General features: G+C 33.7%; 10 protein-coding genes. 1 reads left to right on the top strand and 9 read right to left on the bottom strand.

The genetic code is table 11. The annotated features are described in order from the left end of the window. The 4 genes from V4538_14305 to V4538_14320 form a co-directional block, all read right to left on the bottom strand. On the bottom strand, positions 1–1,188 hold the full coding sequence (locus tag V4538_14305; GenBank protein MES2382214.1) for a glycosyltransferase family 2 protein: 1,188 nt from the start codon (positions 1,186–1,188) through the stop codon (positions 1–3). A gap of 102 nt (positions 1,189–1,290) precedes the next feature. Next, a complete protein-coding gene (locus tag V4538_14310) occupies positions 1,291–2,016 on the bottom strand; it encodes a ZIP family metal transporter (protein ID MES2382215.1) in 726 nt (241 codons plus the stop codon). Further along, on the bottom strand, positions 2,013–2,594 hold the full coding sequence (locus V4538_14315) for a phosphatase PAP2 family protein (protein ID MES2382216.1): 582 nt from the start codon (positions 2,592–2,594) through the stop codon (positions 2,013–2,015). Before V4538_14315 ends, V4538_14310 begins: the two co-directional genes overlap by 4 nt. A 3-nt stretch (positions 2,595–2,597) precedes the next feature. Next, positions 2,598–3,335 (bottom strand): class I SAM-dependent methyltransferase, encoded by a 738-nt coding sequence (locus V4538_14320; protein ID MES2382217.1) that lies wholly within the window; start codon positions 3,333–3,335, stop codon positions 2,598–2,600. Positions 3,336–3,454: 119 nt separating this feature from the next. Here V4538_14320 and V4538_14325 point away from each other — a divergent pair, with 119 nt between their 5' ends. Continuing rightward, positions 3,455–6,988 carry a hypothetical protein gene (locus tag V4538_14325; protein ID MES2382218.1) on the top strand — a complete coding sequence of 1,178 codons (3,534 nt, stop codon included), beginning with the start codon at positions 3,455–3,457 and terminating at the stop codon, positions 6,986–6,988. A gap of 6 nt (positions 6,989–6,994) precedes the next feature. Here V4538_14325 and lhgO read toward each other — a convergent pair whose 3' ends face one another. The 5 genes from lhgO to V4538_14350 form a co-directional block, all read right to left on the bottom strand. Next, positions 6,995–8,203, bottom strand: coding sequence for an L-2-hydroxyglutarate oxidase (gene lhgO, locus V4538_14330; GenBank protein MES2382219.1), 1,209 nt, complete (start codon positions 8,201–8,203; stop codon positions 6,995–6,997). Continuing rightward, positions 8,187–9,401: an MFS transporter gene (locus V4538_14335; protein ID MES2382220.1), complete on the bottom strand. Its 1,215-nt coding sequence runs from the start codon at positions 9,399–9,401 to the stop codon at positions 8,187–8,189. The genes lhgO and V4538_14335 overlap by 17 nt, the downstream gene beginning before the upstream one ends. 11 nt (positions 9,402–9,412) lie before the next feature. Beyond that, the gene (locus V4538_14340) at positions 9,413–10,189 is read right to left on the bottom strand and encodes a 3'-5' exonuclease (protein MES2382221.1); all 777 of its coding nucleotides are present in this window, start codon (positions 10,187–10,189) and stop codon (positions 9,413–9,415) included. A 92-nt stretch (positions 10,190–10,281) separates the two neighbouring features. After that, positions 10,282–10,893 (bottom strand): hypothetical protein, encoded by a 612-nt coding sequence (locus tag V4538_14345; GenBank protein ID MES2382222.1) that lies wholly within the window; start codon positions 10,891–10,893, stop codon positions 10,282–10,284. A 139-nt stretch (positions 10,894–11,032) separates the two neighbouring features. Beyond that, positions 11,033–12,505, bottom strand: a complete 1,473-nt coding sequence (locus tag V4538_14350) for a DUF6089 family protein (GenBank protein MES2382223.1) — start codon at positions 12,503–12,505, stop codon at positions 11,033–11,035. Positions 12,506–12,569 lie beyond the last annotated feature (64 nt).

The following is a 12,569-nucleotide window of genomic DNA, read 5'->3' on the forward strand; positions in this document are numbered from 1 at the left end:
TTATTTATTATTTTCCTTTTCATCAGTATGATGCGGAGTAGCAATAAAGGAGCGATTGGCTCCTTTCAATTTAGTCATTCCTTTTACCATTGAAAAAAACACCAAAGGTAGCTTTTGCAGTGCACTAAAATATTGCATGCTATAAAACTTACGTGGCAAACTAATAGATGCTGTAATAATAATGGCTATAGCATTTATAACGCTTAAAACAAACAATGGCTCATAAAAAAAGTAGGTTATAAAAGGCATTATAAAACATAAAACCAACGTGAATATTTTAGGTAATAAAGTAAACTGCAAAATTTTATTTACATAGTTTATATTACCTTTAAACAACATTTGGTAAATAGATTGCAAAACATTTTTGCGTAAGTAGAAAAACTGGGCTGAAAACCAACGTGTACGTTGTTTATTCAAATCATCTAAAAACCGTGTTTTCTCATCATACAGATTAACCGTTGGACAATATTTAGTTTTTAATTTTTGTTTGGCTAACAACAATTCAATCTCTTTATCGTATCCGCCAACGGCTTGTATATTTAAAATATCGCTCAAAAAAAACTGGCGCTCAAATACAATTCCTGAACCAATTAATGCGGTTTGTAAACCAATATTCTGATGGGCTTGCCTAAATATGGAGTTATTAATTTCTTCACTGAAGGCATCTAAAATGGCTATGGGAGTATCTAAATTTTTAGCCATTCTATGAGTTTGTATCAATGGAATATCTTTTTCAATTTCATTGTTCAGTTTCTTCAAAAAATCAACTTCCATTACATTGTCAATATCTAATAAAACAACATAATCGTAATCGCTATTGCGCAGCAAATTTTCTGTTTCGCGTATACTGTTGGCTTTGGTCGGATAAGGTAAATGCAACTCTATTATTTTAATAGGCATTTGTTTTAAAGTTGCAATTGTTTCCTGTAATAAACCATCACCCACCACTATAATATCGAACTTATCCTTACTATAATTTTGCAATAAATTTTGGGTAACACTCTCTAAAATTACTTTGTCATTTTTATAAGCAATAACCATGACACCATATTTATACAAATGTTTATTTCCTTCCTTTACTTTATTTGATCTAAATACGGATAGAACACCAAAAAAAGTGAGGTAAAAAACATTAAACGTAACAGTAATGACTAAAATTATAATAATAAAACTGACCGCTGTTGACATGTTTAAGTGCTAAATTTTAAATTTTGTATTCAACCAAATTAAACAAATAAAATTTATTTAATGCAATTTATTATACACACCTTACTTGGATAGCCCAACTTCTCAAGACGAAAAAACAACCACTAAGGCCAATAAAACACCCGCTAAAACCGCATAGGTCTTATAAGTAGAAAACTTATGGTGCTCTGACGATTCGAATAATATGGTAGTAGAAATATGTAAAAAAGTACCTATAACAAAAGCCATAAACTGGTTAAAAACAAAATCGGGAACAGAGTAATTTAAACTATAGCTTAATATGGCTCCTGTAGGCGAAGCTAAACTATACGTTATCATCAAACCAATGATAAGCTTGTTATTAATTTGTAATCCTTTTAAAATAACAGCCAACGCAAATGCAGCAGGAAATTCATGTAATGCAATTCCTGCCAGCAATGAATAACTAATAGATGCATTGTCTTGCATAAATGCACCCAATGGTATTCCTTCTAAAAAACTGTGTAAACACATGCTGATAATAATACCAAAGGGAACCACGTGTTTCTTTACTACATCGTGTAAGTGAAAATGCCCGTGTTCAATTCCTTTTGAATATTTTTCGAGTAAAATCTGAAACCAAAATCCGGCTAAAATAAAAACACCGGTGTATTTATTGGCATTGGAATATACCTCCGGCATTAAACTTACAATGGTTATTGAAAACAAATAAGCTCCCGCAAACGACAATAACAATTTTAATTTTTTCTCATCGTATTTGCCTGAATTAATAGCGGCCATTGACCCTAAAAAAGGCGAAAGAAAAAGGATAAACAAAAATAAAAAACTCATTCTTTTATATTATTAATTAAAGCAGGCTTTATATATTTTAAGCTATACTTTGCGAAAGAAATACCAAATAAAACACCAATTAATCCGCCACAAATTACATCTAATGGGTAATGAACGCCAACATATATTTGCGAGAATGAAATAGCTAAGGCCCACACAATAGCAACAGGAATAACCCATAAGCTTATGTGTTTAAAATAATAAATTAAAAACAATGCCAACGCAAAATGGTTGGTTGCGTGAGCAGATACAAAACTATATCCATTACAACTGCTTATTAAATGCCTTACCATTCCCTGCAAACCGGGTTCACTACAAGGTCTTATACGCATAAATGTTTTCTTAACTAAATTAGCACTAAATTGATCGCTTACAAAAATCATTAAGGCAACAACCAACAATATTTTCCAAGTGTTTATACCATAGTTTTTGTAAAAAAAATAAACCAGCAAAGCATAAGGCACATACCAAACAGCCTGGTTTCGCAATATTGGACACAACCAATCTAAAAAAGGACTAGCCAAGCCATTGTTTATAGCTAAAAACCATTGTTTATCAAGTGCCAGTATTTCCTCCATGTATTATTTTTTTTGTGCAATAAAAATCAACCTGTCACTTTCTGTAGCATCGAAATTTTCTAAACTATAATTACCAAAAACTTTAATTATTTTAAAATTAGTATCTTCAAACAATTTTTCAAAATCGGCTAAAAGCAATAGCTGCACTTCTTCCTGGTAGCTATGTTTTTCTCCTTCGGCTTCAAACTTTATTGTTTTATAAATTTTATTATCAGCAATTTCTTTAGAGGTATGAAAAGTGATTCCTTCTATTTCTTTGGTATCAACACAGTTTCGTCTCAACTTAATTTTTTCAGCATTAAAAAAATCGAGTAATAAAAAACCATTGGGTTTTAAACAAGCATTAAACTGGTGTAATACTTCATGGTTTTCGGTATCTGATTTAAAGTAAGCAAAGCTGGTAAACAAGTTAAAGGCATAGTCAAATTCATTGTTCCTGTTCAGGCAACGTAAATCTGCCTCAGCAAAATGCAATGTTTCATTTTCAAACTGTTTGGCAAAAGCAATACTATTGGCTGATAAATCAACACCCAATACATTAAAACCTGCTTTATTCAAAAAAACGGAATGCCTACCTTTACCACAAGCCAAATCAATAACGTGTGCATTTTGAGGCATATTAAAGAACGCTATTACATTATTTAGAAACATTTCTGCTTCTGTATAATCACGGTCTTTATACAGTATATGATAGTAAGGCGAGTTAAACCAATCAGCAAACCACTCTTTATTATTTGTCATAATTGAAAGGGCAAATAAAAGCATTATAAATTGAAAATGCATAAACTATTAAGCCAATAAAAGCTAAGTAAAATGAATAAAATTAGTTGTTTACACTAATAATTGACCCTCAAAGCATAATGAACAGGGTAACACTTTATTTGGTGTTTTTTCGTTTATTTGCCTTAATGCGTAAGCTACTGCTAATAGTTATCATTTGTGTGTGTGGCACTTTAAATGCCCAAAATAGATTCAAATCTATTTTACTTACAAATGATAGTATTACGCTTGATTCCAACAGTATTCAAAAAAACTCTATCAAAATCAGCACCGCACAAACTAGTTATGTGGAAGGCATAGATTTTAGAATAAATTATTATTACAGAGCCCTAATCAATTTAAAAATACCAAAAGGAACTGTGGTTGATGTTAAATACGGAGCCAGTAACTTTAATTTAAGCCAGGTATACTTACAAAAATCAACCAACATTATTGACGTAGAAGGCAAAGAAACTAAAAACCCTTTCTTGTACATTCCCAATGAAAATGAGTTTAGTGCTATTAGCGGGCAAGACAAAGGCTTAAAAATAAACGGAAGTATTATGCGTGGATTGGGTTTAGGTAATGCGCAAAATGTGGTGGTGAACTCCAATTTAAACCTTCAGTTAAGTGGAAAAATAAACAATGAAATTGATGTGCTGGCTGCTATAAGTGACGATAACAACCCCATTCAACCGGAAGGAAACACCCAGCAACTGCAAGACTTTGACAAGGTATTTATTCAATTAAGTAAAGACAAAACAAAAGTAGTAATTGGCGATTTTGAAATGCGTAAACCAAGCGAAAGCTACTTTTTAAACTACAATAAAAAATCGAGAGGGGCACAAGCACAGACGGCATTTGCTTTAGGCAATAAAGGCAATTTACAGGTTGGTGCAGAACTGGCTATTAGTCGCGGACGTTTTGCGCGGAACACTATTACGGCTATTGAAGGTAATCAAGGCCCTTATCGTTTACAAGGAGCCAATGGCGAGTTGTTTATTATACTTATTTCGGGTACGGAAGCTATTTATTTGGATGGAGAAAAATTAAACAGGGGTGAACAAAACGATTATATTATTGATTACAACAGTGGTGAATTAACCTTTACACCCAAAAGAATCATTACCCAATATAGCCGTATAGTTGCTGAATTTCAGTATAGCGATAGAAACTTTGCACGTACTATTTTTACCAGTCAGGCACAGTATTCAACAAAAGATTATGCTATTCATGCAGCATACTATACGGAACAGGATGATAAGGACCAACCCTTTCAACAAAACTTAACGGATAGTGATAAAAAAATACTGGCTGGCGTTGGCAATAATTTAAACCAGGCTGTAGTAAGTGGTGCAACCCGAGTAGCCACATTTACCAATACCAAAATTTTGTATCGGCTTATTGATACATTGGGTTCTACCGGTGTGTACGTTTATACCAATACTGATGCAAACGATTCTATTTTTTATGAAGTAAAATACAGCAATGTTGGAAACAACAATGGTAATTATATCCAATCAGCCTCTTCGGCCAATGGCAGGGTATTTCAGTTTGTAGCACCCATTAACGGTGTAAAGCAAGGTAATTTTGAACCTGTTATTTTATTAACAGCTCCCAATCAAATGCAGATGATGACTGCTGGAGTGGAGTTCTCAAAAATAAAAAACACCCAGATAAATGTAGAAATAGCCCAAAGCGATTATAACAGAAATTTATTTAGTTCTGCTGACAAACAAAACGACAAAGGTTATGGGGTGAAAGTTGATGTAAAAAACAATATAGAATGGAGCAAAAAATGGGAAGTAAACAACCAGATTAAATACGAATGGGTTGATAATAATTTCAGGTATGTGGAGCGTTACCGGAATGTGGAATTTGACAGGATATGGAACAGGCAGCTAAATAATACCAGCACTAAAGATACAGGGTATAATGAACATATAGTATCGGGCAGAACAAGTTTACAATACAATAAAACAAGCAATGTTTACTACCAGATTGCTATGTATAACAGAAACACCAGTTATGTTGGTTTGCAACATACTACAGGTGCTTTAATTAATACATTAACCAATCAATTTAAATTAGATGCAGAGTTTTTAAGCATCCATATTAACGATAAAAATTTATTGTTAAACGTACCACAAAACCAAACCAATAAATACGCTGCCGGCTATATCCGAACTCAATTTAAACACCAGTTAGGCATTAATTATACAAATGAGCAAAGCAAGTTTTATAAAACGGGCGACAGCTTATTAAGCGGTAGTTTTGCTTACAATCAAAGTAATGCTTTTTTCCAAAATACTGACACGACACGTATTAAATACCGACTTGATTATACCAATAGAAATGATTTACAGGCAAACAATACTTCTTTTAAATTATACAGTATAGCTCAAAATGTAAACTCCAGTTTGGTACTTAACCAAACTAATGGTAACAAACTTAATTTAAACTTTACTTTCAGAAATTTCGAATTGGTTGACTCTGCTTTTACCAATGTAAAACCTGAAAGAACTATACTGGCGCGTATTGAGTATGACTATAGTTTTGCCAAACGTTTTTTTACAGCCAATACTTATTACCAAATAGGAAGTGGCAATGAACTACGCAGGGATTTTAGTTATATAGAAGTACCGAAAGGACAAGGAATATATGTATGGCAAGACTTTAACAAAGACGATGTGCAACAATTAAACGAGTTTGTAATTGCCAGTTTTGCTGATAAGAACATAGCTAACTTTATACGTGTATTTTTACCTACTAACTCCAGTATTAAAACCAACTCTGTTCAGTTTAACCAAACCTTAAATATAAACCCGGCCAGTGTATGGTTTAATCAAAAAGGCATTAAACACTTTTTTGCTTTATTCTATAACCAATCAGGATTACGCATTGAACGAAAAATAGTAGCCGACAACACTTTTAATTTTGCCAATCCATTTGCCAATCAGTTTAATGATACCGCATTGATAAACGTAAACAGTGTAGCCCGGAATACTTTGTTTTTTAACCGAAGCAATACCACTTTTGGTGCTGACTGGAGCATACAGGATAACCAAAGTAAAATATTTTTAACCAATGGTATTGATAGCAGACGCAAATTAGAGAATGGCATTAATACACGTTGGAACCTGAACGAAATATGGACCATTAACCTGTTGTACAATTTTGGTGTACGTAGTTATATATCGCAATTTTTTACGCAACAAAATTACGAATACAATTACTATGAGTGGAAGCCCAAACTCATTTACCAGGCTACTAAAAATTTCAGAACCACACTCAATGCCAGTTATAGCGAAGCACAGAACAGTCAAACATACGGTTCGCAAAAAGGTAAAACAACTGAAGTAGGTATTGAAATGCGTTATAACTTTACCCAAATAGGTGTTTTAAGTGCGCGTTATAGTTTATACGAAGTATCATTTAACGGAGAAGCTGCCAGCAATTTAGGCTATGATATGTTACAAGGTTTAACCACCGGTCGTAACCAACTATGGAATGTAAATTTACAACAACGTATAGGGCAAAATATTCAGTTAAATATTAATTACGATGGCAGGGTTTCGGGCTTAAGCGATACTATTTTACATGTTGGCAGAATGGAAGCGCGTTATATTTTCTAAAACAAATTACACGCGTTGCAAAGCGATGGTAGCAATGGTATTCCCTATACTTAAACTACTCGTAGCAGCCGGACTTGGCGCATTTAAAATATGAATGGCATTGGCTTCTTCTATTATTTTAAAATCATCTATCAATCCACCAAACCTATCGCAAGCTTGTGCTCTTACGCCTGCTTCTGCCGGTATTAAATCATCTTCCTGAATGGCAGGAACTAATTTTTGCAAAGCTTTGGTAAATGCTGTTTTACTAAACGAACGATAAAATTCTCCCATACCTGTTTTCCAATATTTTAAAGCTACTTTTCTAAATCCGGGCCAAGCGAGGCTTTCCATTGTTTCTTTAAAATCAAAATCGCTCATGTGGTAACCTTCACGCTTAAATGCAAACACCGCATTGGGCCCAGCCTCTACTCCACCATCTATCATACGCGTAAAATGTACACCCAGGAAAGGAAAATTAGGGTCTGGTACAGGATAAATTAAGTTATTAATTAATTTCCTTTTTTCTGGCTTCAGCATAAAATATTCACCTCTAAAGGGAATAATCCGAGTATCTAAATTAGGTTTGGTTAGTGCAGCTACTTTATCGCTATACAAGCCGGCACAATTAATATATTGTTTAGTTTCGAAAGTTTGTTGTGCGGTATGAATAATAGAATAACTATCAAAAGTATCAATTGATTCAACCTTATGGTTTAAATATATTTCAGCTCCATCAGCCACAATTAATGCAGCTAACTTTTCACAAACAACGGTATAATCAATAATACCTGTATAAGGTACATGAATGGCTTTTACACCGTTTAAATTGGGTTCAAACTCTTTTATCCGTTCTTGTTCTATAATGGTATTTTTAACCAAACCATTTTCTAAACCTCTATTGTATAATTTATCTAATTCTACTATTTCATCTTTATTGGTTGCCACTACTAACTTACCACATAACTCAAACGGAATATCGTGTGTAGTACAAAAGTCAATCATCATTTGGTAGCCCTGCAAACAATTTTGTGCTTTTAAACTACCCGGCTTATAATATAATCCTGAATGAATAACACCACTGTTATGGCCTGTTTGATGGGCAGCAACAGCACTTTCTTTTTCAATAACTGCTATATGTAACTGTTTGTTTTTTTGCAGCAACTGATAAGCTGTAGCTAATCCAACTATTCCACCACCAATAATTATAAAATCGTATTTAGAATTTTTGACCATCAACTGAACGCAATCTTGAAGCTATGTATATACTTAATAAAGCCATGCCCACACTAAAATAACCTAATATTTCATAGTGTACCAATTTGCCATCAACAGTGGTAACTACAACACCTGCAAAAAATGCAGCTACGCCATTTGCCAACTGCTGAATTGAGCTATTGAAACTCATAAAACTGGCTCTTATTTTTGGATCAACTGCTCCGGTCACCATTGCTTGCATAGGGATAAATCGACCAGAAAATATAAAAAATACAGCCGATAAAGTTAATACCATGTACAATGGATGTGGCCCTAAATTGGTAATAAGATAAACAGGAATTACGTATACCGTAGCTAAGCTTATAAATACAACCAACTTTCCAAACTTATCAGCTAACTTTCCAATTAATGGTGATGTAAATATGGTAACTCCACCTCCTACTAAATATATTAAAGGTAAATCTTCTTCACGCATACCGACATTGCTTACCATGTAAGGACTTAGGAAAGGAATAATACAAAAGTGTCCCATCATCATTACCACACCAAATGATAATGCCAATAAATTATTTTTATTGCTAAAAATAGCTTTTATATTTTTCATTACATCCATTTGTGCTGCTGCCAACTGAAGCTCTTTTGATTGGCGGGGTACAAATTTGCTTACTAAAAAATAAACCGGAATACCCAATATGGCTAATAACAAAAAGGGAGCATGCCACCCTAAAAAATCATATTGTTTTGTATGGGTAGCTATATATATACCAAAAGGCACACCAGCTACTGAAGCCAAACTAAAAGCTGCCATAATAAATCCCATTGCCTGACCACGTCTTTCAAAAGGGATAGCATCACTTACTATAGCTAAAATAATGGCTCCTAAAACACCTCCAAATAAACCTGTAGCAAACCTGGCAATTAACAAGGTAATATAAGTGGGTGCTAAACCACAAGCAAAAGTACCTATTAAAAAACCAATGAATACCCGCATTAAATAGTCTTTACGGTCAAATTTATTAATAATAAAAGTGGTTACTATTCCTGAGATAAACGCGCTTATTGAATAAGAAGATACTAGCAAACCAAAGTCAGCTGGAGTAATTCCAAAAGTACTGATTAGGTTTGGACCAAGTGGCATCATTATCATAAAATCCATGATGTTTACAAAGTTTATTGATGCCAGTGTAAACAACATTATACGTTCTGTTTTGTTCATTTATCTATTTTCTATTTTTTGCCGGCTCCAAAGCCCTGCATTTTTATTTTTGTTAATTTTCTTTTTGTATCTAATGAAAAATCATTGTCCATCATCCATTGGTAATAGCCCGGTTCATTTTTAAAAACTTCGGCAACCGATTTACCTTTATGTTTTCCAAAATTAAATACCTCTAATCCTTTATCGTTTAGTACAATTCTGCCCGCTAAATCAACCAAATTGCCTTGTCCACTTACTTTGTGTAACGATTCCATATCATTGCCCAAACTTTCGTAACGTGCAATTTGAGCCTTTAACACTTCTAATGTAGCTAATGTATCGGCTTCTGCACTATGGGCATTCTCCAATGTTTTATCGCAATAAAACTTATAGGCTGCGCTCAATGTACGTTGTTCCATTTGATGAAAAATACGTTGCACATCTACAAATTTTCTGCCTTCGGTTTCAAACTCAACCCCGGCACGTAACATTTCTTCTACCAACATGGGGAAGTCAAACTTATTAGAGTTAAATCCTCCAAAATCGCATCCTTTAAAATACTCTGTATATTCTTTGGCTTTTTCGGCAAACAAAGGCATGTCTTTTACGTCTTCGTCAAATATGCCATGTATAGCAGAAACTTCGGCTGGTATTGGTATAGTGGGATTAAAACGTTGGGTTCTTACTTCTTCTGTTCCATCAACTGCTATTTTCACTGTAGCCATTTCTACAATTCTATCTGTAGATATGCTTATTCCGGTTGTTTCTAAATCAAATATTACTAACGGACGCTTTAAATTCAATGTCATTTATTCTGGTTATTTTACCTCTCTAAAAAATCTATAATTTCAAAAACAAAAAATGCAAGTTATCAACTTGCATTTTATAGTTATTTGTGTGTTTAATATTCGTCTAATCCACCACCTGAAGCAGGTTCTGTTCCCTCCTCCTCTTCACTATCACTATCTTTTGCAAACAAGCCAAATTCATCGGCTTCGTCATCACTTATTTCACCACCCGCTTCTTCTGTTTTATCTAAATAATTTTTTGTTATCTCGTCAAACTCATTGTCATCAACCAAGCCGAATTTTTGTACTTTATCGTATTGCTTTGGTGCTAATCCAACTGATTTACCAATACGCGGATAGGTAAACTTAGGGTTTTCTTTTATTTCAATACCAAACAACTCTAAATGCATAGACCACAATGCCATAAAATCGTACACATAAATAATTTTTTGATGTGGGTCATTTATATAAGTACTTAATTTAGCCGTTTTCATTTCTGGTATTGGATTTTCAGGATCATCCGTCATATCCTCTAAAGTAATTTCCTGTAACTTACGCCACGTATCATTACTCATATAAAACGATGCTAATTGCTTATCGTCAAATGCAATTGACTCAAGAATTGTTTTATGTAAATCAAAAAATGTTTGGTTCGACTTAATTTCAATTACGCGGTAAGTATCCTCGTAATCTTCAAAAGTTAACTTAAATTTATATACTGCCATGGATTATTTTTTGCTGCGCAAATTTGTGTATTTTTAAAGCAAATTACAAAGGGTATTTTTCAATAATTTTAATTGCTTAAAATAAGAAAAACCTGCCCAAAAGAATTGAACAGGTTTTTCTAAGTAAATATTTTTTTCGTTATTTTTTTCTTATCAGTCTAAATTCCACTTTTCTATCTAAACCTTCTGTATTTAGCTTATACTTTCTAACAAATACATCGCGTTCACTAAATACCAATACTCGCTTGGTATCTATTTCATATATTTTAGTTAACTGACGTTTAACTGCCAAAGCTCTTTTTTCAGCAATGGTTAATTGGGTTAAATCCGGTTTATTATTATCAGCATGGCCAATAACGGCTAACATAACTGAGGTATCAACTGTCATTATCCTGGCTATTTGGTGTAATAGCGGATATTGCTCTACGTGTATATCGTATTTATTAGGCGGAAAGGTTACCACTGGTAATCCATATCCATCGCCACTTAAAGTCACAAACTCTGCTTCCGGTATTGAATCGTTAAAACCTAATACATCTATAGAGGCATTATTTTTCACATTTACTGCTGGGTAATAGGTGCTCAACATTTGGTTAAATCCAAAAGGATCAGGATCAACTGAATCAGGAATACCATCCACATCACTATCAAGAGCCACACCTTTTACATCTACTTTATAACCTGGTTTTGTATTGCTTTCGTTATCTAAGTAATCAGGAATTCCATCTCCGTCTGAGTCTTTTTTCATTTCATCCTGCGACTGAGCTGCTTTTTTACTTAAATCTTCGTACATGGTACTAATTGGATTATACCAGTCAGCATGTGTTTTACGTTTTTGTCCAACAAACTTGTAGCCAATAGTTACAGCAAATGAACCAAAAAAATCAGGATAATTTTGCACACCACCATACATATCTAAGCTATCAGTTTTCGTTGCATTTACAACCGTTTCTATTCCCAAATCAATTTCTTCGCTCATTTTAAATTTAATACCTACTCCAATAGGAACTGCTAAATCAGTTCCTGTATAAGTACCTTTTGTGGTAGCTGTTCCAATTTTCTTATCTCTGATGGCATCACTAAATGCAACTGATAAACCTGTAAAAGCGTATAAATTGGTGTTGGGGTGTTTTTTCTTAAAGCTTAATGTGCCTAAATTAACCATAACATTAACTCCAACCTGTGTAATGCTATTTGAAAAACCATAATCTTTTTTTACAGTTTCTGTACTTTTACCTGAATAGGTACCGTAAACACCTTGTAATCTAAATGCCAATATTGGACTGGCTGAATATTTTAAGAAACCTCCAAAAACAGGATTAACTACATCTTGCTCAATATCAAAAAAATTATAACTACCTCCAACACTTAAACCCAAAGTCCAACGGCTTATCGGTTCGGTAGGAAATATTACAGCATTCTCATTTGTTTTCTCTTCACCGGTAACAATAGGCTTTGGCCTACCCTCGCCTGTATTAATTGGCTTAGGCTTATCGTCATCCACCGTTTTGGTTGCTTTAGCCTTCGCTTTCTCCTTAGTATCAGTGTCTTTTTGCTGACCAAAAACCAAAGTGGATACAAATAAGAATATTAGAAATAAATAGTTTTTCATAATTTTAATTGAAAAATTTCGTACTGCTAAAGTATTAATTATGTGGCAATAAAAAAGCCCCTAG

The sequence above is a fragment of the Bacteroidota bacterium genome, assembly GCA_040388375.1.
Taxonomy (GTDB): domain Bacteria; phylum Bacteroidota; class Bacteroidia; order UKL13-3; family UKL13-3; genus JAAFJM01.